Raw genomic sequence first — 26,067 nt, forward strand, 5'->3', positions numbered from 1 at the left:
AGGGCGGGGGAGGGCTGGTTCAGCCGCGGGCGCCGAAAATGGCGCTGCCGACGCGCACATGCGTGGCGCCCTGGGCGATGGCGGTCTCGTAGTCCGCCGACATGCCCATCGACACCACCCCCAGCCCGTGCCGCGCCGCGCGGTCGGCCAGCCAGGCGAAATGCGGCGCCGGATCCCCCTCGAGCGGCGGGATGCACATCAGGCCGAGCAAGGCCGTCCCGAAGCGGGCCTTGCACTCTTCTATAAAAGTGTCGGCTTCGGCGCGGGGGATGCCGGATTTCTGGGCCTCGTCGCCCACGTTCACCTGCACCAGCAGACCGGGGGTGCGGCCCTCGCGGGCGATCGCGTCGGCGATCGCATCGGCGAGGCGCGGACGGTCGAGCGACTCGATGACATCGGCGACGCGGACCGCCTCGCGCGCCTTGTTGGTCTGCAGGCCGCCGATCAGGTGCAGGCGCAGGCCGGGGTGGCCGGGGCGCAAGGTGGGGAACTTGGCGGTGGCTTCCTGCACCCGGTTCTCGCCGAAGATATGTTGCCCGGCGGCGAGCGCTGCCTGCACGGCAGAGGCCGGATGGGTCTTGGAAACGGCGATGAGGGTGACATCCTCGGGCCGCCGGCCGGCGCGGCACGCGGCCGCGGCGATCCGTTCACGCACCTGGGCGAGTCGGGCGGCAAGCTGGGCGGCGGTATCGGCGGAGGAGAGTTCTGGCATGGACAAGAGGCTTGTCGGCTGGGCCCGTGCGGTCAAGTCGCGACAACGCTGGAACGGCCGTGCCAGGGGCGCGGTGCTGTGGCTGTTCACCGATGCGCGGCGGCTGCCCGACCCGCTGCCGGCGGTGGCTCGCCTGCCACGGGGACTCGCGGGGGTGGTGCTGCGGCATGACGAGGCGCCGGAGCGGGCGGCGCTCGGCCGGGCGGTCGCGCGGCTGTGCCGCCGGCGCGGACTGGCGCTCGCCGTGGCGGGGGACTGGCGGCTGGCGGCGGCGCTGCGCGCGGGGCTGCACCTGCGTGGCGGGCGCCGGCCGGCGGGCGCGCCGCGCTGGATGGAGGCGGTGACCAGTTCGGTGCATGGCGTGGCGGAGCTGCTGCGGGCGCGGCGGATGGGGGCATTGGCTTTTCTCTCCCCGGTCTTTCCGACCGCGAGCCATCCCGGGGGAGCGGGACTCGGTCCGTGCCGGTGGGGGCTGGCGGTCCGGCGCAGTGGCGGCGCCGTCGCGGCGCTGGGCGGCATGACCGGCGATTCGGTGCGGCGCCTGCGGGGTTGTGTCGCGGCCGGCGCGATTGGTGGTCTGCGCTGATCGCTTGTGGCGGTTGGGACACAGTGTTTCGGAAATGCCATGCCTGCTTCGTTGCGCGGGTTGCGGCTTCCGGAACGGAGCGCCAATACTCCGCCCAGGTCCGGCTGCCCCTCCCGTGCGGGGATGTCGTCCGTCCGGTGCGGATGGATCTGAAGGGGAAACGGGGCGGGGCCTGCCAAGCCCGCCGGTTTGTCGGCGACATGTGGAGGATCGAATGCGCAAGCTCCTGCTGGCCAGCGTGGCCATGTTGAGCGGCACGGTGGGTCTGGCGTCTGTCGCCAGTGCCCAGCTGCAGACCCAGTACCCCTATACGGCGCCGCAAGGCAGCACCCCGGTGGCGACTCCGGGCACCGGCACGGCGATCCAGTCGTTCACCAGCAACCCGCCGCTGGCGTCGTCGAACGTGACGGTGCGTCTGGCCGGGCGCCTGACCGCGTACTTCGCCGCGGGCTCGGACAGCGGCCGCAACAATTCCAGCGTGAGCGGCAACAAGCTCTCCGGCTACTCGATGTGGGAATACGCCCGCCTGTATCCCAGCTTCGATGCGGTTGCGGCGAACGGCCTGAAGTTCGGTGCCTTCCTCGAAATCCGCCAGGACAACGGTGCCGCCGCGACGGCGAGCCCCTCGGGGTCGAACAACAGCCGCGGTGCGCTCTACTTCCGTCGTGAGACCGGCTACTTCGGCACCGATCAGCTGGGCTTCCTGCGCTTCGGCGCCACCGACCAGCCGACCTCGCTGTTCGTCACCGGCACCTTCGAAAACTTCAACGACGGTGGCTGGAACGGCGACGTTCCGAACTTCTTCACCGGCCGCACGATCCCGGGCTGGATTGCGCCGGACGTCGGCGCCCTGTACTCGACCACCAAGGTCGTGTACCTGTCGCCGAAGTTCTTCGACGTGCTCGATTTCGGCGTGTCGTATGAGCCGGGCACCGGCACCGTCGGTGGCAACTCGAGCGGCCAGTGCCCGGTCGCTGGCACGGGCTGCGATGCCCTGTCCTCGACGACCTCTGCCACCGAAGCGGCCCGTCGCCGCAACACCCTCGACGCCGTGGCGCGCGTGCGCACCGCGGTTGGTCCGTTCGGGATCGCCGGCACCGTCGGCACCATCCAGTCCGGCCACGTGCAGTACAACGGCGGCTCGTCGCTCACCGACTATAAGGGCCTGAGCGTCCTCGATGCCGGTCTGCAGCTGACCTATGGCGGCCTCGCGGTCGGCGGCCACATCGACGCCGGTCAGTTCAACAGCGGCTATGCGCTGTCGCCGAAGGGCGCTGGCAACTCGTTCGGTTGGTTGGTCGGCGCGTCCTATGCGTTCGGCCCGGCGATCGTCGGTGCGAGCTTCTACCAGTTCCAGAACCCCGGTGCGTGGACCCAGACCAACACCTCGGTTGGCCAGACCCGCAACGAAGTCGGCGTGGCGGTTGGCGGCACGCTGACGGTGGCGCCGGGTGCCTACCTGTTCCTGTCCTACCTGTATGGCCAGCGCCACCAGGCGGGCTTCGACTTCCTGAACAATGCCAACGGCACCACGAACAACAACGTGAAGGCGCAGGGTATCGCGCTCGGCACGCAGCTGCGCTGGTAAGCCGGCTTCGGCTGAAGTCTCTGCCGGGTCTCGATCCGGTCGGAAGGGCGGTGGTCTCCACCGCCCTTTCTTTTTTCCGGCCCGGCAGCCTTTCCCCCTGACCTTGGCGCGGGGACGGGGGTCCTGTATTGGTGCGCAGTTTCTTCTCACGCAGGCAGTGCATGTCCCCGAGGCTTACCACCTTTTCCGTCCTGCTGATGACCGGCCTGATGCTGGCCGGGTGCAAGACTTCGCCAGTGAGCGAGACCGAATACAACGACCCGCGCTATACGGGGCCGGGCCAGGGACGCGCATTCGGTAGCGACGGGCTGATCCTGTTCGGCGGGCGCAGCAAGACACCTTCGGAGGAAGGTGGCAGCGGGCTCGGGGTGAATGCCTATCTGTGGCGGGCGGCGCTGGACACGCTGTCGTTCATGCCGCTGGCTTCCGCTGACCCGTTCGGCGGTGTCATCATCACCGATTGGTACCAGCCCCCCTCGGCGCCGGGCGAGCGCTTCAAGGCGACCGCCTATATCCTCGGGCGGCAATTGCGGGCCGACGCCGTGCGCATTGCTGTGTTCCGCCAGGTGCAGGAAGGCGGGCAATGGGTCGACGCCCCGGTCAGCGCGGTGACCACCAGCGACATCGAGAACAAGGTGTTGGCGCGGGCACGGGAATTGCGCACGCAGGCAACGGGAAGCTGATCGCGCGGCTGCGGCGACGCGGCCTGAACGGGTCGCGTCGGTGATTCGTTCGGGGCGCCATGACGGTTGCCGGGGCGGCTGATCTGGCCGATACAGACAGGCCACGTGTTTTCAGACAGATCGGCCCCATGAGCAACGTGACCGTCGACGCACCTGCCTCCATTCCAGCGGCCGAGGCGCCGCGTTACGATTTCCGGGCCGCCGAGCCGCGCTGGCAGACCGAGTGGGAACGGCGTGCCTGTTTCCATGTCGAGGACGTGCCCACGGACGGCCGGCCCAAATACTACGTGCTCGAGATGTTCCCGTATCCCAGCGGGAAAATCCACATGGGGCACGTGCGCAACTACACGCTCGGCGACGTGGTGGCGCGCTACAAGCGGGCGCGCGGCTGTTCGGTGCTGCACCCGATGGGCTGGGACGCGTTCGGCCTGCCGGCGGAGAACGCCGCACGCGAGCGCAACATCCATCCCGCTCGCTGGACCTGGGACAACATCGCCAACATGCGTGCCGAGCTGAAGCGCATGGGGCTGTCGCTCGACTGGCGGCGGGAATTCGCCACCTGCGACCCCGCCTATTACGGCCACCAGCAGAAGCTGTTCCTGGACATGCTGAAGGCCGGGCTGGTGGAGCGGCGCGAGAGCTGGGTGAACTGGGATCCGGTCGACGGCACGGTGCTGGCCAACGAGCAGGTCATCGATGGCCGCGGCTGGCGCTCGGGCGCCCTGGTCGAGAAGAAGAAGCTCTCGCAGTGGTTCCTGAAGATCACGGATTTCGCGCCGGAGCTGCTTTCGGCGCTGGATGGCCTGGATCGCTGGCCCGAACGCGTGCGGCTGATGCAGGCGAACTGGATCGGCCGCAGCGAGGGCGCGCGGCTGCGCTTCGCCCTGGCGGCGCCGGAAGCCGGCATCGACGGGATCGAGGTCTATACGACCCGGCCCGACACGCTGTTCGGCATGTCCTTCCTGGCGATCGCGGCGGAGCATCCGCTGGCGGCAGCGATCGCGGCCCGTAATCCCGATGCGGCGGCCTTCATCGCCGAATGCCGCCGCCTGGGCACCAGCGAGGCGGCGATCGAGGCGACCGAGAAGAAGGGCTACGACACCGGCCTGCGGGTCCGCCACCCGTTCCTGCCGGACGCGACCTATCCGGTCTGGATCGCCAACTTCGTGCTGATGGAATACGGCACGGGCGCCATCTTCGGCTGCCCCGCCCACGACCAGCGCGACCTGGATTTCGCTCGCAAATACGGGCTGACGGTGACCCCGGTGGTGCTGCCGGCGGGCGAGGACGCGGCAGGCTTCACCATCGGCGACAAGGCCTTCGACGGCGTCGGCGTGATGATCAATTCGGGCTTCCTGGACGGCAAGCCGGCGCCCGAGGAAGCGAAGGCCGTGGCGATCGCCGAACTCGAACGGCTGGGCATTGGCACGGGGGTGGTGAACTGGCGCCTGCGCGACTGGGGCGTCAGCCGGCAGCGCTACTGGGGCTGCCCGATTCCGGTGATCCATTGCGATGCCTGCGGCGTGGTGCCGGTGCCCGATGCCGACCTGCCGGTGAAGCTGCCCGAGGATGTCAGCTTCGACCGGCCCGGCAATCCGCTCGATCATCATCCGAGCTGGAAGAACGTGGCCTGTCCGTGCTGTGGGCGGCCGGCCCGGCGCGAGACCGACACCTTCGACACCTTCGTCGACAGTTCCTGGTATTTCGCCCGCTATTGCAGCCCGACCGCGGCAGTGCCGCTGACGCGGGCGGCGGTGGACCACTGGATGCCGGTCGACCAGTACATCGGCGGCATCGAGCACGCGATTCTGCACCTGCTCTATTCGCGCTTCTTCACCCGCGCGATGAAGGCCACCGGCCATGTCTCGCTCGACGAGCCCTTCGCCGGGCTGTTCACGCAAGGCATGGTGACGCACGAGAGCTACAAGAGCGCCGACGGGCACTGGCTCTACCCGGAAGAGATCGAGAAGCGCGCCGATGGCACGGCCGTGCATCGCCAGAGCGGCGCCCCGGTGACGGTCGGGCGCGTCGAGGCGATGTCGAAGTCGAAGCGCAACACGGTGGATCCCGGGGCGATCATCGACCGCTTCGGCGCGGACACGGCGCGCTGGTTCATCCTCTCCGACAACCCGCCCGAGCGGGACATGGAATGGACCGAGTCGGGCGTGGTCGGCGCCTATCGCTTCACCCAGCGGCTGTTCCGGCTGGCGGAGAGCGTCGCCGCATTGCCGGCGACCGACGAGGTGCCGCAGGATTTCTCGCCGGCGGCGCGGACGCTGCGGCGGGCCACCCACCGGACCATCGCGGCGGTGACCGAGGCGCTGGAAGGCTTCGCCTTCAACGTGGCGGTGGCCCGGGTCTACGAATTCGCCAACGCCATCGCCGAGGCCGAGAAGGCCGCGGACTCGCCCGACCTGCGCTGGGCCCGGCGCGAGGCGGTGGAGATCGTCGCCCGGCTGGTCTCGCCGATGATGCCGCATCTGGCCGAGGAGATCTTCGCGCGGCTGCGGCCCGGCAGCGAGGTGCTGGTGGCCGAGCTTGGCTGGCCGGATTCGGATGCCGCGCTGGCGGCGGCGGAGACGGTGACGATCGCGGTGCAGGTGCTCGGCAAGCTGCGCGGCTCGATCGAGGTGGCGCCCGGCGCCACGGAGGCGGAGGTCCTGGCAGCGGCCGCGGCCGAGCCGAATGTCGCGCGGGCCATCGGTGAGCGCCGCGTGGTCAAGCGCATCTACGTGCCGGGACGCATCGTCAACTTCGTGGTGGCGGGGTAACGCCATGGCGGCCGGATCCCGACCCATGCTGTCACGACGCCTGGTGCTCGGCGGGGCGCTGCTGCTGACGGCGCCGGGCTGCGGGTTCCGGCCGATCTACGCCTCTGGAACCGAAGGCCCGGCGCAGGCCGGGCTGTCGGCGATTTCGGTGGGCCTGATTCCCGAACGCACCGGGCAGTTGCTGCGCCAGGCCCTGCAGGCGCGCCTGCAGCGGGGGCCCGAGCAGCCCAAGCGCTATGACCTTTTGGTCGGGGTCTCGGTGGCGCAGGAAGGCATCTTCATCCAGCGGGATTCGACGATCACCCGCATTCGCTATATCGGGCAGGCGACATGGACGCTGGCGGCCCGCGATGCCACGCGGGCGACCGTCACGTCCGGGGCGGCACGTTCCGTGGACGGGCTGAACGTCTTCAACCAGCAGTATTTCGCGACGGAGCTGGAAGGCGAGGCGGTGACCAAGCGCATCACCGAGGCCCTGGCGGACCAGATCACGCTGCAGTTGGCGACGTACTTCGACAAGCATCCCACCTGAGCGAAGCCGAACGGCGGGACGCCCATGAAGCTCGAGCCGCGCCGTGTCGAGGAGGTTCTGCGCGATCCGGCGCGGGTTCGCGCCGTGCTGCTGTATGGCGACGATGTGGGACTGATCCGCGAGCGCGGGGCCCGGCTGGTGCGGGCGGTGATCGGCGGCGCCGACGACCCGTTCCGTCTGGCTGAGCTGGAACGTGAGGGGTTCGGGGCGATCCCGGCGGAGATGGCGGCCCTGGCCCTGACCGGAGGACGGCGGGTCGTGCGCGTCCGCGAGGCCACCGATGCCGCCACCACGGCCGTGCAGGCGGCGTTGTCCGGGCGCGGCGAGGCGTTGCTGGTGCTGGAGGCGCCGGGGCTGGCGTCGAAGTCGAAATTAAGGGCTCTGATCGAGCGGGCCAGCGATGCCGTGGCGATCGGCTGCTATCCGCTCGATGAACGCGGTCTGGAGCAGGTGATCCGTTCGACCCTGTCGGGGCTGAAGGTTTCGGTGGACGATGAGGCGGTCGGCTGGTTGGCCGGCCAGCTCGGCAGCGATCGCGCGGTAACGGCAGGGGAGCTGGAAAAGCTGGCGCTGTTCGTGGGGCCGGGCGGGCGCGTGGACCTGGAAGCGGCGCGGTCCTGCGTGGGCGATGCGGCGGGGTTGTCGCTGGAAGACGCGTTGTTCGCCGCGACCTCCGGGGATGTCGCGGCCACCGATCGCGCGCTGGAACTGGCGATGGCGGAAGGGGCCGCCAACGTGCAGGTGGTGCGGGCCGGGCTTGGACATATCCAGCGCCTGCAGCGGGCGCGCGCGCTGATGCAGGATGGATTCTCGGCGGCCGAGGCGGCACGGGCGGCCAGGCCGCCGGTGTTCTTCCGGCGCGTGGCGGCGTTTACCCAGGCGCTGAACCTCTGGTCGCCGGCCGCGCTGGAATGGGCGGCCAACCGGCTCTGGGACGCGGAACGGGCCTGCAAACGCACCGGTGCACCGGCGGATACGATCGCGCGCAATGCGGTGATCGGCCTGGCGCAGCGGGCGATGGTGGCGCGGCGGCGCTGAAGCGAAGGCGAGGGCTCTGCCCTCGACCCGGCAGGGGCCAGGAGGCCCCTGCACCCCAGTCTCGCTGCGCGGCACAGAGTATTGGGTTCCAAGGGCGAAGCCCTTGGTGGAGGTCCAGGAGGCGAAGCCTCCTGGTAGGATCGGGCCGCGAAGCGGACCGATGGGCAACGCCCCGCCGCGGTCAGCCCCGGTTCAGTTGTGCGATCACCCCGTCTAGCTGATCGAGCGAGCGGTAATGGATGCGCACCATCCCGCCCTTGCCATCGAAGCTGATCTCGACCTTGAGCCCCAGGCGTTCGGAGAGTTCATTCTCCAGCGCCTGGGTTTCCGGATCCTTGCTGCGGGTGCGCGTGCGGCTGGGATCGGCCCCGTCGGCGGCCTGGTTGGCCAGGGCTTCGGTCTGGCGAACGTTCAAGCCGCGGGCGATGACCTGCTGGGCGGCCTTTTCCGGATCGGGCAAGGCGAGCAGGGCGCGGGCATGGCCGGCAGTGAGTGCGCCGTCGCGCACCCCTGCCTGCACCGAGGCGGGAAGGTTCAGCAGGCGGAGGGTATTCGCCACATGGCTGCGTGACTTGCCGACCGCGGTAGCCAGGCTTTCCTGTGTCATGCCGTAGTCGTTGAGCAGCCGGCGATAGCCTTCGGCTTCCTCGATGGCGTTCAGGTCCTGGCGTTGCAGGTTTTCCACCAGCGCCGCGGCCATGGCGTCGACATCGTCGAGGTCGCGCACCAGGGCCGGCACTTCGTGCAGGCCGGCGGCCTGGGCGGCGCGCCAGCGGCGTTCCCCGGCGATGATCTGAAAGCGCCCGGGCTGGTCGGGATGGGGGCGGGCCAGCAGCGGCTGCAGGATGCCGCGGGCCTTCACCGACTCCACCAGTTCGGTCAGGCTCGCAGGGTCGATCGGCCCGCGCGGCTGGAAGGGACTGGGCTCGAGGAATTCGACCGGGATCTGCCGGCTGCCGGTCGGGGCGGGGGCCGGGGCAAGGGCTGACGGGGCGGGAGCGAGATCCGCGCCGAAGCTGACGTCACCGATCAGGGCGGCAAGTCCACGGCCGAGGCGTGGGCCCGTGTCACGACGGGTCATGCGGCCTGGCCGAGCAGGGCACGCTCGCGCTTGAGCAATTCCCCGGCGAGGCGGACGTAAGCCTGGGCCCCCGGCGAGCGGGCATCATAGAGGATGACCGGCTTGCCATGGCTCGGCGCTTCCGAGATACGGATATTGCGGGGGATGACGGTTTCGTAGACCTGCTCGCCGAAGAAGCCGCGGGCATCGGCGGCAACCAGGTCGGACAGGTTGTTCCTGCGATCGAACATCGTCAGGACGATTCCCTGCAGGCGCAGGCCCGGGTTGAGGCCGCGCCGCACCAGTTCGATGGTGTGCATGATCTGGCTGATGCCTTCCAGGGCGAAGAACTCGCACTGCAGGGGCACCAGGACGGCATCCGCCGCCACCAGGCCGTTCAGCGTCAGCAGGCCGAGGCTGGGCGGGCAATCGATCAGCACATAGGCGAAGTTGCGCAGCTCCGGGTTGCCGCGCAGCGCATCCCGCAGGCGGAATTCGCGGCGGGGTTCGCCGACCAGCTCGATCTCGGCGCCGGCCAGATCGGGCTCGGCGGGGATGATCGTCAGGTTCGGGACGGAGCTTTGGCGCAGCACTTCGGCCGAGGGCGCCTCGTTGGCCAGCAGGGCATAGGTCCCGTTGCCGCGGTCGTTGCGGCCGATGCCAAGACCGGTCGAGGCATTGCCCTGCGGGTCGAGGTCGATCAACAGCACCCGGTGGCCGGCCGTGGCCAGGGCGGTGGCAAGGTTGATCGTGGTGGTCGTCTTGCCGACGCCACCCTTCTGGTTGGCCACGGCGAGGATGCGTGGCGCGCCATGCGCGGACGGGGGAGGGGAGGAGGTAAGGGACTCAGGGGGCATTTCGGACACGGTCGATCTCGCTGATCCGGAGAATCGAAGCGGCTGTGTCGGTTCGACTCGGCGTCCGCTCGACCGTCATGTGCCACTCTGCGGACGCGGCGGTCAATTCGTCATCGACGCTTCGGCCTTTGAGAAACAGGCAAACGCCGCCCGATGCAAGCAGCGGGTGCGACCAGCCGAGCAGGGTCGGCAGTGGCGCGAGGGCGCGGGCGGTGACCAGGGGGGCGGGGGGCAGGGTGACGGCTTCGATGCGGGTGGCGTGCACGGTGGCGGGGGCGGCGGTGCGTCGGGCGGCTTCCCGCAGGAAGGCGGCCTTGCGCTGGTCTGCTTCCACCAGATGGAAAGGAATGCCCGTTACGATTGCCAGCACCAACCCCGGCAGCCCCCCGCCGGACCCGAGGTCGATGGCATGGGAGATCCCGGCCGGCACCAGCGGGGCAAGCTGCAGGCAATCGACGATGTGGCGCTGCCAGAACTCGGCTTCGTCGTGCCGCGAGATCAGGTTGATCGTGCGGTTCCAGCGCAGCAGCGTCTCGGCGTAGAGGTCCAGGCGCTCACGTGTTTCACGTGAAACACCGGGTATCTCGGTCGGGGCGTGTTTCACGTGAAACACACGGCGTTGCGCTGGCGGACATAGGCCATGATGGCGGTGAGCGCGGCCGGGGTCATGCCCTGGATCCGGGCCGCCGCGCCCAAATTGGCCGGGCGAGCGGCGGCCAGCTTCTCGCGGATTTCCGTCGAAAGCCCGCCGATCAGCCGATAATCGAGATCGTGGTCCAGTTTCATGCTTTCATCGCGGCGGAACGCACGCACATCCGCCTCCTGGCGTGACAGATAGCCCGCATAGAGTGCCTCCACCTCGATCTGGCCGCGCACCCGTGGGGGCAGGTCGCGCAGCCAGGGGAACTGGCCCTCGATGAAATCGACCGGGATGCGGGGATGGCCGAGCAGGTCGAGCAGCGAGCGCGGCTGGCCGTCGGCCCGCACCGGCAGGCCAACGGCGCGGAGCACGCTGGTGCCAATCGTCTCGGCGCGCGCCCGGGCTCGTGCGGTTTCCACTGCCGCGCCGTGGTCCTGGTAGGCCGAGGCGCGCGCCGGGCCGATACAGCCCCAGTCCATGCCACGCCCGGTCAGGCGCAGGTCGGCATTGTCCGCCCGCAGCGTCAGGCGATACTCGGCGCGCGAAGTGAACATCCGGTACGGCTCGGTGACGCCCTGGGTGGTCAGGTCGTCGATCAGCACGCCGATATAGGCATCGGCCCGGTCCAGCACGACCGGCAGACTGTCGCCACAGCGCCGGGCCGCGTTGAGACCGGCCATCAGCCCCTGGGCCGCCGCTTCCTCGTAGCCGGTGGTGCCGTTCACCTGACCCGCGAGGAACAGCCCGGCCACCGCCTTCAGTTCCAGTGACGGCAGCAAGGCGCGCGGGTCGATATAATCGTACTCGACGGCATAGCCGGGACGGACCATGCGCGCATGCTCCAATCCCGGGATGGTGGCGAGCATGGCTTCCTGCACGGCGGCGGGCAGGCTGGTGGAAATGCCGTTGGGGTAGACGGTGTCGTCCTCCAGCCCCTCCGGTTCCAGGAAGATCTGGTGACGCTCGCGGGCGGCGAAGCGCACCACCTTGTCCTCGATGGACGGGCAGTAGCGCGGGCCCCGTCCCGAGATCTGTCCCCCGTACATCGCCGAGGCCGCGAGATTGGCACGGATCAGCTCGTGCGTGGCCGGGGTGGTGGCGGTGATGCGGCAGGCGATCTGCGGGTTGGTGATCCGCTCCGTCAGCACGCTGAACGGTTCCGGAGCGGCATCGCCGTGATCCGCTTCCAGCCCGTCCCAGTCGATCGAGCGCCGGTCGAGCCGCGGCGGCGTCCCCGTCTTGAGTCGCCCGAGCGGCAGCTCAAGGCGGGCGAGCGTCGCCGCAAGCCCGAGCGACGGCGCTTCGCCCACCCGACCGGCCGGCGTGGTTTCATGCCCCACATGGATGACACCGCGCAGGAAGGTGCCGGCGGTCAGCACCGCGGCGCCGCACGGAATTCGCGCGCCATCCGCGCAGATCACCGCAACCAGCCGTCCGGCGACGATCTCCAGGTCCTCCGCCGCCGCGGCGCTGATCGTCAGGTTTGGCTGCTCGGCCAGCAGGCGCTGCATCGCCTGCCGGTACAGCGCCCGGTCCGCCTGGGCGCGCGGGCCACGGACCGCGGGGCCCTTGCTGCGGTTCAGCAGCTTGAAATGGATGCCGGCCTGATCGGCGACACGGCCCATCACCCCGTCCAGCGCGTCGATCTCGCGCACAAGGTGGCCCTTGCCGATGCCGCCGATCGCCGGGTTGCAGGACATCTCGCCGATCGTGTCCAGGCGATGGGTCAGCAGCAGCGTACGGGCCCCCATCCGCGCCGAAGCTGCGGCGGCCTCGCAGCCGGCATGGCCGCCGCCGATCACCACCACGTCGTAGCGTTCATTCATCCCGGCCTCTCTTCCGGCGCGAGGGTCACGACACGACGGCACAGGCCGTCGCACCGGAACACTCCCTGTGAAGTGGGTGCTCCGATTCACGCGAGGAGCGGACGCCTCTGCCGGGACCGGAACACGAGATGCGGCGCAAGGCCGCCTTGGCTACTTGCCTATACAAAATGCCCGGAACACGGAATCGAGAATGTCCTCGACCCCGACTTGTCCGGTGATGCGGCCGAGCGCCCGCCGCGCCAGCCGCAGATCCTCGCCGCGCAGTTCCGGCAGGGGGGCGGCCAGCGCATCCTCGAGCCGCGCCGCCGCTTCCACCAGGGCGGCCCGGTGCCGCGCCCGGGTCAGCGGCGGTGGCCCGGCGCCCTCGACCAGAGTGCGCGCTCGTTCGGCCAAAAGCGCGCGCAGCCGGTCGAGCCCGGTTCCGGTCGGGGCGCAGACACCAAGATCGGCGGTTGGCGGTACCGGGGCGATGTCGATCTTGGTGGCGACCCACAGGATGGGGGCCGCCTGCGGCAGTGCCGTGCCCGGTTCCGGGGCCGAGGCGTCCAGCACGGCGATCACCAGATCGGCCGTCTCCGCCCGTGCCCGCGCGCGGCGCACGCCTTCGGATTCGATCAGGTCCGTGGTGTCGCGCAGCCCGGCGGTGTCCAGCAGCGTCACCGGCACGCCCGCGATGTCGAGCCGCACTTCCAGCACGTCACGGGTGGTGCCGGGCAGGGGAGAGACGATCGCGACTTCCCGCTGCGCCAGGGCATTCACCAGCGTCGATTTGCCCGCGTTCGGTGCCCCGGCCACGGCGAAGACCAGGCCCTCGCGCAGGCGCTCGCCGCGGTGGCGGTCGTTCAGGTGCGCCGCGATTTCGGCCGCCAGCGCCGCGATCTCCGCCGCTGCTTCCGCTTCCAGCTCCGGCGGCAGGTCCTCGTCGGGGAAGTCGATCAGCGCTTCCTGCCGGGCCAGCAACGCGGTCAGCCGGTCGCTCCAGTCGCGATAGATCGCCCCCAACGCGCCATCGAGCTGGCGCAGGGCTTGCCGGCGCTGGCCCTGGGTTTCCGCCTCGACCAGATCCGCGACCGCCTCGGCTTCCAGCAGGTCGAGCTTTCCGTTCAGGAAGGCGCGCCGGGTGAACTCGCCCGGCTCGGCCGGGCGCGCGCCGGCGGTGACCAGCGCGTCGCTCACGGCCGCCAGAACGGCGCGGCCGCCGTGCAGATGCAGTTCCGCGCCGTCCTCGCCGGTGTAGCTGCGCGGCCCTGGGAACCACAGCACCAGCCCGCGGTCCAGCACCTCGCCATCCGCCGCGCGCAGGCTGCGCAGCGAGGCCAGCCGCGGTGGCGGCCGGCGGCCGCAAAGACGGTCGAGGATGTCGCCGGCGCGAGGGCCGCTCAGCCGCAGCACTGTCAGCGCCGCGCGCCCCGCGCCCGAGGCCGGGGCGAAGATCGTGTCCTGGTCCGCGCCGGCTTGCACCGTCACTCCTTCCCGGGTTCGGCCGGCAGCATCAGCGCGGGCACCCGGCCGCCGTCACGGACATGCTGTTCCAGCACCGCGTCCACGTCCTCGCGCGTCGCCACCTTGTACCAGATGCCCTCGGGATAGATGACCAGGGCCGGACCTTGTTCGCAGCGATCGAGGCAGCCTGCCATGTTCACGCGGATATTGGTGAGCCCGAGTTCCTTCACCCGTACCTTCATGTAGTCGCGCAGGGCTTCCGAGCCCTTGGCCGCGCAGGAGCCGCGGCGGTACCCGTCCGGGCGGCGGTTGCAGCAGACGAAGATATGCGCCTCGAAATGCAAAGGCGGGTCATCGGGCCGGCGGGCGTTCGGCATGGCACCTCGCTTCCCGCGTCGCCCTGCGGGCGGGCGGGGATGGTGGAAGAGCGGTGGTCGGCCCCGGTCCGGTGGCGGATCATCCCTCGCGGGTCGGGGCCGAGCACCTATCTGCAATCGACCGATCCGACGCAAGGACCCCGCCATGGCACCTGCCGAGAACCTGCTGCAGCACGAGACCTCGCCCTATCTGCTGCAGCACGCCAGCAATCCGGTGCACTGGCGCCCCTGGGGGGAAGCGGCGCTGGCGGAGGCGCGGGCACTGGACCGCCCGATCCTGCTGTCGGTCGGCTACGCCGCCTGCCACTGGTGCCACGTGATGGCGCATGAATCCTTCGAGGACGCCGCGACCGCGGCGCTGATGAACCGGCTGTTCGTCAACGTGAAGGTGGATCGCGAGGAGCGACCGGACATCGACCATCTCTACATGTCCGCCCTGCATGCCCTGGGCGAGCATGGCGGCTGGCCGATGACGATGTTCCTCACCCCCGAGGGCGAGCCTTTCTGGGGCGGCACCTACTTCCCACCCGAGCCGCGCTGGGGCCGACCCTCCTTCCGGCAGGTGCTGCAGGGCGTGGCCGAGGCCTATCAGGCCCAGCGCGATGCCGTCCGCCAGAATGCCGACGCCCTTCGCCAGGCCCTGGCCGCGCAATCGGCGGCCCGTCCGGGGGCGGAGATCGAGCCGGCCACGCTGGACCAGGTGACGGCGGCACTGCTGCAGGCGACCGATCCCGAGCAAGGGGGGATGCGGGGGGCGCCGAAATTCCCGAACGCGCCGATTTTCCGTTATCTCTGGCAGGACGGTTTCCGCACCGGCGGCCGGGCCGGCATCGAGGCGCTGCACCTGCTGCTGCGGCGCATGTCGTTGGGCGGGATCCACGACCATCTTGGCGGCGGCTATGCGCGCTATGCCACCGACGCCGTCTGGCTGGTGCCGCATTTCGAGAAGATGCTCTACGACAACGCGCAGCTCCTTGAACTGCTGGCACTGGCCGCGGCCGACCGGCCCGATCCCCTTTATGCCGCCTGTGCCGCCGCGACGGTCGGGTGGATGCTGCGCGACATGGCCGCACCGGTCGGAGGCGGGGTTGCCTTCGCCGCCTCGGAGGATGCCGACAGCGAAGGCGAGGAAGGCCGCTTCTATGTCTGGACCGAGGCGGAGATCGACGCGCTGCTCGGCCCCGACAGCGCCGCGTTCAAGCAGGCCTATGACGTCACCCCCGTGGGCAACTGGGAGGGGCGCACCATCCTGCGCCGGGTGACCCCTACCGGCGACGCGATGGCGGAAGCCGGCCTCGCCCGCAGCCGCGACATCCTGCTGGCCGCGCGCGCCCGCCGCGTGCGACCCGGCCGCGACGACAAGGTGCTGGCCGACTGGAACGGGCTTGTGATCGCGGCACTCTGCCGCGCCGGTGCGGTGTTCGACCGTCCGGAGTGGATCGCGCATGCCAGTGCGGCCTTCGACGCGGTGATGGCGGCGATGGCCGGACCGGACGGGCGGGTGCGGCATGTCTGGCGGCTGGGGCGCAGCACCGCCGCCGGCCTGCTCGACGACCAGGCGGCGATGGCCCGCGCGGCCCTCGCCCTGTTCGAGGCAGGCGGGGAGGCGCGGCGGCTCGATCAGGCCCGGCATCTGGTGGCGGCGGCGCAGGCGCGCTTCGGTGATCACGACGGCAGCTTCTTCGCCACGGCGGACGACGCCACCGACGTGCCGCTCGGCGCCGAGGCCCGTCCGCGCACCGCCATCGACACCGCCACGCCCAGCGGCAACGGCATGCTGGCGGAGGTGCTGGCCCGCCTTTTCCACCTGACCGGCGATCCGGACTTCGCCACACGGGCGCGTCGCTTGGTGGCGGCGTTCGGCGGCCTCGGCAACGCGCTGGCGAGCGCCCCGACGCTGCTGGCCGCGGCCGACCTGCTGGAGGATGGCGCGCTGGTCGTGATCGCCGGTGATCCCGTGGCCGGGGTGACGCAGGCACTGCTGCGTACCGCGCTGGCCGCCCCTGATCCGGCCCTGGCCGTGCTGCGGGCAGGGACCGTCCCCTTGCCGCCAGACCATCCGGCGCATGGCAAGACGGCCCCTGCCGGCGAGGCCGTGGCCTATCTCTGCCGCGGTGGTGTCTGCGCCCCGCCGGTCGCCGATCCGGCCGCGCTTGCCGCCCTGCTTCGGCACCGGCGCGGCCCGACTTGACAGAAACGTCCTCTGGCAGTGCCATCCGGCCGTTCTTGCCCGCCCTTTCCTCAGGACACCCTGGCTTGCCCCAGCTTTCCCTGCATACGCCGATCGGCGACCTCACCCTCTCCGAGGAAGACGGAGCGATCGTGGCCCTCGACTGGGGGTGGGGGCGGGACCAGACGGAAACGCCGCTGCTGCTGCGCGCGCGGGAGCAGTTGCATGATTACTTCGACGGCCTTCGCGTCACCTTCGACCTGCCGCTCGAACCCGCGGGAACGCCGTACCGTCGTCGTGTCTGGCAGGCGCTCTGCGCGATCCCGCCGGGCGAGACCCGCAGCTATGCCGATATTGCCCGCAGCGCCGGGGGATCTCCCCGTGCGGTCGGCGGCGCCAATGCCGCCAATCCCATCCCGATCCTGATCCCCTGCCACCGTGTGGTCGCGACCAACGGATTCGGCGGCTATTCCGGCGGTGACGGACTGCCGACCAAGCGCTTCCTGCTCGACCTGGAGAGCCGCATGCTGGTGCGCCCGATCCAGGCGGCGCTGTTGTGACCCTGCTCTGCTTGCAATCGCTGAACATGATGGAACAGCCATGACGAAGGCCATCCGCATCCACGCCCATGGCGGCCCCGAGGTGCTGCGTTGGGAGGACGTTCCCACGCCGGAGCCCGGCCCGGGCGAGGCCCTGGTCCGCCACGGGGCGGTCGGCCTGAACTATATCGACGTCTACTTCCGCACCGGCCTGTACAAGACCGCGCTGCCGGCCGTGCCGGGGATGGAAGCGGCCGGCACGGTGGTGGCGGTCGGGGACGGCGTGACCGAGGTGAAGCCGGGCGATCGCGTCGCCTATGCCACCGCCCCGATCGGTGCCTATGCCACCGAGCGCGTCATCGCTGCCGACCGTCTGGTAAAGTTGCCGGACGGGATCGATTTCCACACCGCCGCGGCGATGATGCTGCAGGGCATGACCGCGCAGTACCTGCTGCGCCGGACCTATGTGGTGAAGGCGGGCGACACCATCGTGGTGCATGCCGCCGCCGGTGGCGTCGGCCTGATCATGTGCCAGTGGGCGAAGCATCTCGGCGCCACCGTGATCGGCGTGGTCTCGACGCCGGAGAAGGCCGAGCTTGCCCGCGCGCACGGCGCCGCCCATGTCGTGGTCGGGCATGCCGGGCTGGTTGCCGAGGTCAAGCGCATCACCGGCGGGGCCATGGTGCCGGTGGTCTATGACAGCGTCGGCAAGGACACCTTCACCACCAGCCTCGACTCCCTGGCGCCGCTCGGGCTGATGGTCAGCTTCGGCAATGCCTCGGGGCCGGTCGGTCCGATCGATGTCGGCCTGCTCGCGGCCAAGGGCAGCCTGTACCTGACCCGGCCGAACCTCGCGACCTACACCGCCAAGCGGGCCGATCTCGTCCGCGCGGCCGAGGACCTGTTCGAGGTGGTGGGGAAGGGGGCGGTGCAGATCCGCGTCAACCAGACCTTCCCGCTGCAGGAGGCCGCCAAGGCCCATGTGGCGCTGGAGGCCCGGCAGACCACGGGCAGCACGGTCCTGCTGCCATAGGCAGGGCGGCCCGTACTCCGAAGAGGTGAAAGACACAGGGGCGTACGCAGCCTGCCCATGCACTGCGCGCGCTTCTGCTGTCGCCCGGCTGCCCCGATCCTGCCGGCATGACCGAAAGCGACAGCACGCCGCCTCCAGCCCCTCTTGCAACCGCAACCGGGGCAGCGCGGTCGTCGCCTGTCGTCCCGGTCGAGCGGCGGCGTGCCCGCCTGACCGCGATGATCGTGGCCTGCGCCCTGTTCATGCAGAACCTGGACAGCACGGTCATCGCCACCGCGCTGCCCACCATGGCCCGGGCCTTCGGCGCCGATCCGGTCCACATGAACGTGGCGCTCACCGCCTATCTGTTGAGCCTGGCCGTGTTCATCCCCGCGAGCGGCTGGATGGCCGACCGCTTCGGCGCCCGCAACGTGTTCCGGGTGGCGATCGCGGTGTTCACCCTGGCCTCGGTGCTGTGCGGCAGCGCGCAGTCGCTGTCCTCCCTGGTGGTGTTCCGGGTGCTGCAGGGCCTGGGCGGGGCGATGATGCTTCCGGTCGGCCGGCTGCTGCTGCTGCGCAACACGCCGAAATCGGACCTGGTGGCGGTCATGGCCTGGTTCACCACGCCCTCGCTGATCGGCCCGGTGGTGGGGCCGCCGCTCGGGGGCTTTCTCACCACTTATTTCTCCTGGCGCCTGGTCTTCGACATCAACATCCCGATCGGCATCATCGGCATCGTGCTGGTCACCCTGTTCATCGAGGACGTGCGCGAGCCGAGCGATTCCAGGTTCGACTGGGTCGGTTTCGCCTTCGCCGGCCTGTCGCTGGGCTGCCTGATGTTCGGGCTGGAGACGGTGGGACGGGGCATCGCGCCCGAATGGCTGACCGGTGCCACGCTCGGCGTCGGCCTGCTCGCGGGCCTGGCCTATGCGCTGCACGCGCGCCGGCATCCGGCGCCGCTGCTCGACTTCACCCTGCTGCGCTACCGCACCTTCCTGGTCTCGGTCATCGGCGGGACGTTGTTCCGCGTCGGCGTCGGCGCGATCCCCTTCCTGCTGCCGATGATGCTGCAACTGACATTCGGCCAGAGCGCGGTGCAGAGCGGTCTGATCACCTTCGCCAGCGCCGCCGGGGCGTTGGTAATGAAACCGGTTGCCATGGCGGTGCTGCGTCGCTTCGGTTTCCGCGACACCTTGCTCTGCAACGGCATCCTCTCGGCGCTGCTGCTTGCCCTGTGTGCCGGGTTCAATCCGGGCTGGCCGGTGGTGGCGATCTACGCGGTGTTGCTCGCCGGCGGGTTTTTCCGTTCCCTGCAATTCACCGCCTACAACGCGCTGGCCTTCGATGACATCCCGCGGACGCGGATGAGCGCGGCGACCAGCCTCTACAGCACCATCCAGCAGGTTTCGCTGACGCTGGGCATTTCGGTGGGGGCGGCCTCGCTGACCGTCGCCATGGCCCTGCGGGGCGAGACCGCGCCGGGGCTCGGCGATTTCTCGGTGGCGTTCCTGGTCGTGGCCCTGGTGTCGCTGCTGGCGGCGCCGACCTCCCTGGGCATGTCGCGCAACGCCGCGTCCGAGATGAGCGGCCATCGCCAGCGCGACTGAAGCCGCGCGGCGCGAAGATCACTCCGCCGCTTCGCCCGCTCCCATCACCAGGGCCTGGATCTTCACCGGGTCGGATTGCTCCATCACGCGCCGGGCGAAGCGGGCGCAGTCATCGATGCTGACCGCGCGCACCGCCTGCTTCACCCGCGGCACGGCAGAGGCGTTCATGCTGAAGCTGCGCAGCCCCAGGCCGAGCAGCAACGGGGTGAGCCGGGGATTGGCCGCCAGTTCGCCGCAGACCGAGACGGGCTTGCGGATGCGCAGCGCCGCCTCGGTGGCGAACTGCACCAGCCGCAGCACCGCTGGGTGCAGCGGATCGTACAGCGACGCCACGTCGCTTTCGCTGCGGTCCACCGCCAGCGTGTACATCGTCAGGTCGTTGGTGCCGATGGCGAAGAAATCCGCCTCCAGTGCCAGTGCATCGGCTGACAGCGCGGCACCGGGGGTCTCGATCATGATGCCGAGCGGCGGGATCGGGTCGGGCAGGCGCTCGCCGCGGCGGCGCAGGCGGCGCACCACACGTTCGTATACTTCGCGCGCGGCGCGGACCTCGCCGACCGTGGTGACCATGGGCAGCAGCACGCGGGTGGGGCCGGCAGTGGCGGCGCGCAGGATGGCGGCGAGCTGGGTCTCGAACAGCTCGGGCCGGCGCAGCAGCAGCCGGATGCCGCGCAGGCCCAGCGCCGGGTTCTGCTCGCCCACCTCCGGCACCACACCCTCGCTCTGCAGTGCCTCGATGTCCTTCTCGCCGCTCCAGTCGAGCACGCGGATGGTGACCGGATCGCCGGCCATCGCCTCGATGATGGTGCGGTAGGTCTCGGTCTGCGCCTGCTCGTCGGGCAGGGTCTCGCGGTTCATGAACAGGAACTCGCTGCGCAGCAGGCCGATGCCGGCGGCCCCGGCCTGCGCCACCAGCGGCAGCTCGGCCGGGATCTCCATGTTCGCCTGCAACTCGACCGTCTGGCCGTCCGCGGTGATGGCGGGCAGGCGACGCAGCCGGGCGAGCTTCTGGCGCTCGCGGGCGAAGGCGGTGACGGCGCGGCGGGCGGCGGCGAGGGTGGCGGGGTCGGGATGGATCACCACGGTGCCGGCAGCGCCGTCCACCACCACGGTGTCGCCCGGCCGTGCCGCCTGGGAAAGGCCGGGCACGCCCAGCACCGCCGGCAGGCCGAGCGCGCGCAGCATCACCGCGGTATGGCCGTCGGAGCCGCCTTCGTCGGTGGCGACCCCGCCCAGCCGCGAGGGATCGAGCAGCGCGGCGTCGGCCGGGCGCAGCGACTCACAGACCAGCACGGAGCCTTCGGGAACGCTGGCGAAGCTGCGGAACGGCGTCTGCGTCAGGTTGCGCACCAGGCGCCGGCCGACTTCGCGGACTTCCCCGGCCCGGCGAGCCTTGCCGGCGGGGTCGTCATCACCGGGCACTGCCATGATGGCGGCGGCGATCGCCTCGGTCTCGTCGGCGACCGCGGTTTCGGCCGAGACCAGCATCTCGGTGACGCGCCGGCGGGCGCCGCGGACCAGCCGCGACGGGCCGAGCATCTGCAGATAGGCATCGAGCAGTGGGGTGATCTCGGCCTGGCTGTTCTCGGGCAGCATGCCCAGCCGGGCACGCAGCTTCAGCACCTGCTTGCGTGACTGCGCCACCGCGGCGTCCAGCCGCGTGGCCTGGGCGGGGATATCGGCGGCTGCAATCTTCTGGCGGACCATCTTGGTCCGTGGCTCGGTGGCCCCGAACACCGGGCCGATCGCGACCCCGGCGGAGACCGGGATGCCGTTCAGCCGACGTTCGTCCTGCTGGGGGACGGGGCTGCGCGGACGGCGGCGTGGCGGGCGCGCAGCCTCACCTTCGGGCTGATCGGCCGGCGGGGCGGTTTCGTCGGGCTCCCGCATGGCGCGAGGGGAGGGTGGATTGCCCGTCGTTTTCATGTCTGCCGTCCTTGCAGGCGCGCGACAGGCATCGGCTTGCTGCTGCGTCGTCAGTCCTGCTCGTTGAACCCCGCTTCGACCAGGGCCGCGAGCGCGTCCATCGCTTCCTTGGCGTCCCATCCCTCGGCCCGCAGCTCGATCGTCGATCCCAGGCCGGCGCCCAGCATCATCAGCCCCATGATGGAGCGCGCGGGAACCACCTGTCCGTCCTTCACCACGTCCACCGCGGCCCCGTAGCGCTCGGCCAGGGTCACGAACTTCGCCGCGGCGCGGGCATGCAGGCCGCGACGATTGGTGATGGTGAGGGTGCGCGTGAGGACGGGAGTGGCATCGGGGCCGTCGGCCTCGCTCATCCGCCGCCTTCCTTGGCAGCGGGAACGGCCGGGGCGACGGTGACGGCGGCCCCGCCGGCCACCACCGGGGGGCCGGTCATGGGGGCGACGGAGACCCCGTTCAGGCAGCGCGCGGGGACTTCGCTTCTGCGGGTGTTGGGCAGCACGTGGCTGGCCGCGGCGATGTATTTGCGCCCGGCCATCTGCGCGCAGTCCACCGCATCCGCGAGCGGCTGGTTGGAGCGCACCTTCGCCAGCTTCACCAGCATCGGCAGGTTCACCCCGGCGATCACCTCGACATTGCGGCGATCCATCTGCGAGATGGCGAGGTTGCTCGGGGTGCCGCCGAACATGTCGGTGAGCAGCACCACCCCGTCGCCGGTGTCCACGGTGTCGATGCAGCGCTGGATCTCGGCGCGCCGCCCCTCGATGTCGTCATCGGGCCCGATGCAGACCGTGGCCACGTTCCGCTGCGTGCCGACGACATGTTCCATGGCCGAGCGCAACTCGTCGGCGAGACGGCCATGGGTGACCAGTACAAGACCGATCATGGATGTTGTCAGGCCTCCTGTGCCTGGACGGACGGTCCGGGCGGCCGGCTGGCGTCGGGGAATCCAACGTCCGACGCCAGCGCCGGTGCGCGCGCGCGAGCTTCCTCGCGGATCAGTTCACGATGGGTCGTGGTCACTCGCCAGCCTGCCTGGGTCAGATGGAACGCGAGCCTCTCGACAATGTGAACCGAGCGATGCCGTCCTCCCGTGCACCCCACCGCGATGGTTGCATACTTCTTGCCCTCTTGCACGAACCTCGGCAAGACCAGCCCCAGCAGACCAGTCAGCGCGATGAAGAAGGCCCGGTAGTCGGGGTCGGATTCGATATACGCTCCAACGGCCGGCTCAAGCCCGGTATGGGGCTTGAGTGCCTGAACATAGTGCGGATTGCGCAGAAACCGCGTGTCGAAGACCATGTCGGCCTCGCGGGGCAGGCCCGCAGGGAATGCGAAGGAGACCAGCGTGACCGACAGGCCTGCAAGTGGCTCGCGCTGCCCTTCCGCACCATAGCGCTGGTCGATCAGGCGGCGTAGCTCCGCCAGCGGCAGCTCGGAGGTGTCGATCACCAGGTCGGCCACCTCCCGCAGCTTGGCGGTCAGCGCCTGCTCGGCGGCGATGCCCTCGGCGACCCGGCCGCGCGGCGAAAGCGGGTGGCGGCGGCGTGTCTCCGTATAGCGGCGCTGCAGGATGGCCTCGTCCGCCCAGGCGAAGATCAGCTCCGGCCAGATGGCGGGGTTGAGGCGCAGCCGGGCCAGCGTGTCCAACACCCCCTGCGCGTCGAAGCCGCGGCTGCGGGCGTCCACGCCGATCGCGATCCGCCGTCCCGTGCCGGACGCGGGGGGCGCCACCATGCCCTCGATCAGCTCGAGCGGCGGGTTGTCGATCGCCTCGTAGCCAAGATCCTCGAGTGCCCGCAGGATCGAAGCCTTGCCGGCCCCGGACAGGCCGGTCACCAGCACGACCGGTTGCCGGATGGGGGCGCCCTCGCTCATGTGACCGTCCCCATATCCCCGGCCGCGAAGGCCCCGGCCAGCGCTTCCCGCCGGCCCTGGGCGCAATCCAGCGCCAGTTCCACACGCTGCGCCGCCGAGGCGGCAAAGGGGTCGAGCACGATCATGGGCAGGTCCAGGACCGGGTGGCGGGCCGGCTGCGGCAGGCGGTCCATCCGCCCCCCCAGCGTGACCACGAGCGCGAGCCGGGCTCGTGGCAGATGCGGCAGCCGCAGCAGGCCGAGCCCGCGCACTTCCAGCAGCCCGGCCAGCACCGCGGGCGGGCTGGCGCAGCCGTCGCTGATATCCACGCGGTCGTCCGCCACCAGGACGAACCCCCGGTCAAGCAGTCGGAGCAGCAGGTCCGACTTCCCCGCGCCGGAAGGGCCGATGAGCAGCACTCCCGCGCCGTTCCGTGCTGCGCAACTCCCGTGCATCTGCATGGCGTGGAAGATGGCGTCTCCTGCCATGCAACGGAAGTCCGAAATCGGGACTGCCCCGGCCCCGGTGCCCGGACGGCATCCCTGCCTGCCGGCGCGGTGCGCTTGCCCGGTGCGGAGCGGTATGCCAGCGTCCGGGATCATGACGTTCATGCCCGGCACTCTCCTTCGACAGCAGATTGCGGCGGCCGCTTCCCGCATCGCACCCTGGATCCGTCATACCCCCGTATTGAGACTGGCCCCCGGCGATCTGGGGCTGCCGCTCGCGCTCAGCCTGAAGCTGGAGCTGCTTCAGTATACCGGAAGTTTCAAGACGCGTGGGGCATTCAATCATTTATTAACATTGCGGGAGACCGGCTCCCTGCCGCCGGCGGGGGTGATCGCCGCCTCAGGCGGCAATCACGGGGCCGCGGTCGCGTACGCAGCGCAAACGCTCGGGGTGCCCGCGGAGATCTTCGTGCCGGAGGCCACGCCGCCGGCCAAGCTGGCGCGGATCGAGGCCTGCGGCGCGCGGCTGGTGCGCGGCGGCGCCAGCTATGCGGATGCCCTGGCGGCGAGCCGGATGCGGGCGAGCGAAACCGGCGCGGTGGAAGTGCATGCCTATGATCACCCGGCGGTGCTGGCCGGCCAGGGCACCACGGCCCGCGAGTTCGAACGCGATGCGCCCGATCTCACCCATGTGCTGGTGGCCGTCGGCGGCGGCGGGCTGATCGGCGGCATGGCCGCCTGGTACGCCGGCAGCGTCGGCGTGATCGCCGTGGAGCCGGAAGCCTGCCCGAGCCTGCATGCAGCGCTGGCGGCCGGGCAGCCGGTGGACGTGCCCGCGGGCGGAGTGGCGGCCGACGCCCTCGGCGCGCGTCGGGTGGGGGCGCATATGTTCCCGATCGCACAAGCCTGCGTGAGCGCCTCGGTGCTGGTGCCCGACACCGCGATCCGCGCGGCGCAGCGCCTGCTGTGGGAACGCGTGCGGCTGGTGGCCGAGCCGGGCGGGGCAACCGCGTTGGCGGCGCTGCTCTGCGGCGCGTGGCAGCCGCCGGCTGGTGCGCGGGTGGGTGTGCTGGTCTGTGGCTCTAATACCGACCCCGCCTCCGTCACCGCCTGAGCGACGCGCGCGGCCTCAACTTCCGTTGACGCCGCGCCCCCGCGGCGCCCCCACCAGGTGGCCGAGCGGCGTGAGTGCCGGCACGTGGTCGCAGACGATCTTCAGGATCGCCAGCAGCGGCACCGCCAGCAGCGCCCCGGCCACCCCCCACATCCAGTCCCAGAAGAACAGCGCCACGATCAGCAGCACCGGATTGAGGGTGAAGCGCTTCGCCACCAGCATGGGGGTGATCGCCTCGCCCTCCGCCATGTGGATCAGCAGGTAGATGAAGGGCGGCAGCAGCGCCCACCAGATGCCGTCGGTCGCGAACAGGGCGACCAGGAAGAACAGCATCATCCCCAGCGCCGGGCCGAGGATGGGGATGTAGTTCAGCAGGAACGCCACCGTTCCCCACAGCAGCGGGTCGGGCATCCCCTGCGCCCACATCTGCAGGCCGTTGGCGATGCCCACCAGCAGGTTCATCGCCGTGATGGTGAGCAGATAGGCCGATATGTTCTCCTCGATCTCCTCGGCGATGCCGACCACGCGCTTCTTGTCGGCGAGCCCCGGCAGGATCTCGACCAGCCGGCGCAGCAGGGTATCGCCGGCGACCAGCAGGAAGAACAGCACTACCCCGAGCGTCAGCGCCTGCCCCAGCGCGGCGCGGGTGCCCTGGAGCACCGAGACCCCCATCCCGCCGACATTGGGAGGGGACTGCACCACCACGCGCTGCGTGCCTTCCGGCGGCGGCTGTTCAGTCAGGTGCTGTGCCTGCTCGAGCGCCTTGCGCAGCTCGCCGATCGGCCGACTCAGCACCACCAGCCGTTCCTGCAGCTTCGGCAGCGTTTCCGGCGCGCGCGAGAGCCACTGCGACGCCGGCACCGAGATGGCGGTGCCCACCCCCGCGATCAGCATGAACAGCCCGGCGATCAGCACCAGCGCGGCGAGGGCCGGCGGCAGGCGCAGCCGGTTGGTCAGCAGCCGCTTGGGCGGCCCGAGCAACAGGTTCAGCACGATCGCGAACAGCAGCGGCAGGACGATGTCGGCCGCGGCATGCAGCACCGCCAGTACCGCGAGGACGGTGAGGATCACCAGGCAGATGGTGGCGACATCGGGGTTGGCCCGTGCCATTTCGGCGCGCGCCTCCCGCCGGCGCTCGGCCTCGTCATCCGGCGCGGGAAGGGGGCGGTCGCGCGCGTCCATGCCCTGGCGCAACGCCGGCGGAGAGGCGGCGTTGCCTGTGCCTGTGGCGGCAACCAGGAGGCGATATTACCGGATTCCTGGTAATGCTGAAGGTTCAGCCAGTC

At 70.5% G+C, this 26,067-nt stretch carries 24 protein-coding genes; 11 read left to right on the forward strand and 13 right to left on the reverse strand.

Annotated elements, in window-relative coordinates; genetic code table 11:
* Positions 1-19: 19 nt before the first annotated feature.
* On the reverse strand, positions 20-712 hold the full coding sequence (locus NBY65_RS10685) for a YggS family pyridoxal phosphate-dependent enzyme (protein ID WP_150042613.1): 693 nt from the start codon (positions 710-712) through the stop codon (positions 20-22).
* On the opposite strand from NBY65_RS10685, the gene NBY65_RS10690 reads away from it, so the two are divergent.
* The 6 genes from NBY65_RS10690 to holA all read left to right on the forward strand — a co-directional run bounded on the left by NBY65_RS10690 (position 711) and on the right by holA (position 7,910).
* Complete coding sequence (locus NBY65_RS10690) at positions 711-1,298, forward strand: thiamine phosphate synthase (RefSeq protein WP_150042612.1); 588 nt, start codon at positions 711-713, stop codon at positions 1,296-1,298. The genes NBY65_RS10685 and NBY65_RS10690 overlap by 2 nt on opposite strands.
* Positions 1,299-1,512: 214 nt before the next feature.
* Positions 1,513-2,886, forward strand: a complete 1,374-nt coding sequence (locus NBY65_RS10695; protein ID WP_150042611.1) for a porin family protein — start codon at positions 1,513-1,515, stop codon at positions 2,884-2,886.
* 161 nt (positions 2,887-3,047) lie between these two features.
* Positions 3,048-3,569, forward strand: coding sequence for a DUF3576 domain-containing protein (locus NBY65_RS10700; protein ID WP_239002912.1), 522 nt, complete (start codon positions 3,048-3,050; stop codon positions 3,567-3,569).
* A gap of 128 nt (positions 3,570-3,697) precedes the next feature.
* Positions 3,698-6,340, forward strand: coding sequence for a leucine--tRNA ligase (gene leuS, locus NBY65_RS10705; RefSeq protein WP_150042610.1), 2,643 nt, complete (start codon positions 3,698-3,700; stop codon positions 6,338-6,340).
* A 25-nt stretch (positions 6,341-6,365) separates the two neighbouring features.
* Entirely contained in the window at positions 6,366-6,872 is a 507-nt protein-coding gene (gene lptE / locus NBY65_RS10710) for an LPS assembly lipoprotein LptE (RefSeq protein WP_162530692.1), read from the forward strand.
* A gap of 24 nt (positions 6,873-6,896) precedes the next feature.
* The gene (holA, locus tag NBY65_RS10715; protein ID WP_150042608.1) at positions 6,897-7,910 is read left to right on the forward strand and encodes a DNA polymerase III subunit delta; all 1,014 of its coding nucleotides are present in this window, start codon (positions 6,897-6,899) and stop codon (positions 7,908-7,910) included.
* A 181-nt stretch (positions 7,911-8,091) separates the two neighbouring features.
* Here the strand turns inward: holA and NBY65_RS10720 are convergent, their stop codons facing one another.
* The 6 genes from NBY65_RS10720 to NBY65_RS10745 form a co-directional block, all read right to left on the reverse strand.
* Positions 8,092-8,991, reverse strand: a complete 900-nt coding sequence (locus NBY65_RS10720; protein WP_150042607.1) for a ParB/RepB/Spo0J family partition protein — start codon at positions 8,989-8,991, stop codon at positions 8,092-8,094.
* Positions 8,988-9,827 (reverse strand): ParA family protein, encoded by an 840-nt coding sequence (locus NBY65_RS10725; protein WP_150042625.1) that lies wholly within the window; start codon positions 9,825-9,827, stop codon positions 8,988-8,990. The genes NBY65_RS10720 and NBY65_RS10725 overlap by 4 nt, the downstream gene beginning before the upstream one ends.
* Positions 9,817-10,431: a 16S rRNA (guanine(527)-N(7))-methyltransferase RsmG gene (gene rsmG, locus NBY65_RS10730; RefSeq protein WP_239002911.1), complete on the reverse strand. Its 615-nt coding sequence runs from the start codon at positions 10,429-10,431 to the stop codon at positions 9,817-9,819. Before rsmG ends, NBY65_RS10725 begins: the two co-directional genes overlap by 11 nt.
* Positions 10,428-12,293: a tRNA uridine-5-carboxymethylaminomethyl(34) synthesis enzyme MnmG gene (gene mnmG / locus NBY65_RS10735; RefSeq protein ID WP_150042606.1), complete on the reverse strand. Its 1,866-nt coding sequence runs from the start codon at positions 12,291-12,293 to the stop codon at positions 10,428-10,430. Before mnmG ends, rsmG begins: the two co-directional genes overlap by 4 nt.
* Before the next feature lie 150 nt (positions 12,294-12,443).
* Positions 12,444-13,754: a tRNA uridine-5-carboxymethylaminomethyl(34) synthesis GTPase MnmE gene (gene mnmE, locus NBY65_RS10740; RefSeq protein WP_150042605.1), complete on the reverse strand. Its 1,311-nt coding sequence runs from the start codon at positions 13,752-13,754 to the stop codon at positions 12,444-12,446.
* A 2-nt stretch (positions 13,755-13,756) separates the two neighbouring features.
* The gene (locus NBY65_RS10745) at positions 13,757-14,113 is read right to left on the reverse strand and encodes a (2Fe-2S) ferredoxin domain-containing protein (protein WP_150042604.1); all 357 of its coding nucleotides are present in this window, start codon (positions 14,111-14,113) and stop codon (positions 13,757-13,759) included.
* 145 nt (positions 14,114-14,258) lie between these two features.
* Here NBY65_RS10745 and NBY65_RS10750 point away from each other — a divergent pair, with 145 nt between their 5' ends.
* From NBY65_RS10750 to NBY65_RS10765, 4 genes are all read left to right on the forward strand, one after another.
* Positions 14,259-16,304, forward strand: coding sequence for a thioredoxin domain-containing protein (locus tag NBY65_RS10750; protein WP_150042603.1), 2,046 nt, complete (start codon positions 14,259-14,261; stop codon positions 16,302-16,304).
* Positions 16,305-16,369: 65 nt separating this feature from the next.
* Positions 16,370-16,843 (forward strand): methylated-DNA--[protein]-cysteine S-methyltransferase, encoded by a 474-nt coding sequence (locus NBY65_RS10755; RefSeq protein WP_150042602.1) that lies wholly within the window; start codon positions 16,370-16,372, stop codon positions 16,841-16,843.
* A gap of 40 nt (positions 16,844-16,883) precedes the next feature.
* Complete coding sequence (locus NBY65_RS10760; protein WP_150042601.1) at positions 16,884-17,855, forward strand: quinone oxidoreductase family protein; 972 nt, start codon at positions 16,884-16,886, stop codon at positions 17,853-17,855.
* Between the two features lie 107 nt (positions 17,856-17,962).
* On the forward strand, positions 17,963-19,441 hold the full coding sequence (locus tag NBY65_RS10765) for an MDR family MFS transporter (protein WP_150042600.1): 1,479 nt from the start codon (positions 17,963-17,965) through the stop codon (positions 19,439-19,441).
* Between the two features lie 18 nt (positions 19,442-19,459).
* On the opposite strand, the gene ptsP is transcribed toward NBY65_RS10765, so the two are convergent.
* The 5 genes from ptsP to NBY65_RS10790 all read right to left on the reverse strand — a co-directional run bounded on the left by ptsP (position 19,460) and on the right by NBY65_RS10790 (position 23,709).
* Positions 19,460-21,331: a phosphoenolpyruvate--protein phosphotransferase gene (ptsP, locus tag NBY65_RS10770; RefSeq protein WP_150042624.1), complete on the reverse strand. Its 1,872-nt coding sequence runs from the start codon at positions 21,329-21,331 to the stop codon at positions 19,460-19,462.
* 86 nt (positions 21,332-21,417) lie between these two features.
* On the reverse strand, positions 21,418-21,720 hold the full coding sequence (locus NBY65_RS10775) for an HPr family phosphocarrier protein (RefSeq protein ID WP_150042599.1): 303 nt from the start codon (positions 21,718-21,720) through the stop codon (positions 21,418-21,420).
* On the reverse strand, positions 21,717-22,250 hold the full coding sequence (locus tag NBY65_RS10780) for a PTS sugar transporter subunit IIA (protein ID WP_150042598.1): 534 nt from the start codon (positions 22,248-22,250) through the stop codon (positions 21,717-21,719). The genes NBY65_RS10775 and NBY65_RS10780 overlap by 4 nt, the downstream gene beginning before the upstream one ends.
* Positions 22,251-22,258: 8 nt before the next feature.
* Positions 22,259-23,242, reverse strand: a complete 984-nt coding sequence (gene rapZ / locus NBY65_RS10785; RefSeq protein ID WP_150042597.1) for an RNase adapter RapZ — start codon at positions 23,240-23,242, stop codon at positions 22,259-22,261.
* Positions 23,239-23,709 (reverse strand): HPr kinase/phosphorylase, encoded by a 471-nt coding sequence (locus tag NBY65_RS10790; RefSeq protein ID WP_250265656.1) that lies wholly within the window; start codon positions 23,707-23,709, stop codon positions 23,239-23,241. The genes rapZ and NBY65_RS10790 overlap by 4 nt, the downstream gene beginning before the upstream one ends.
* Before the next feature lie 121 nt (positions 23,710-23,830).
* On the opposite strand from NBY65_RS10790, the gene NBY65_RS10795 reads away from it, so the two are divergent.
* Positions 23,831-24,781, forward strand: a complete 951-nt coding sequence (locus NBY65_RS10795) for a threonine/serine dehydratase (protein WP_150042596.1) — start codon at positions 23,831-23,833, stop codon at positions 24,779-24,781.
* Positions 24,782-24,796: 15 nt separating this feature from the next.
* Here the strand turns inward: NBY65_RS10795 and NBY65_RS10800 are convergent, their stop codons facing one another.
* Entirely contained in the window at positions 24,797-25,963 is a 1,167-nt protein-coding gene (locus NBY65_RS10800; protein WP_150042595.1) for an AI-2E family transporter, read from the reverse strand.
* Positions 25,964-26,067: the final 104 nt, after the last annotated feature.

Source organism: Rhodovastum atsumiense, from assembly GCF_937425535.1.
GTDB classification, from domain to species: domain Bacteria; phylum Pseudomonadota; class Alphaproteobacteria; order Acetobacterales; family Acetobacteraceae; genus Rhodovastum; species Rhodovastum atsumiense.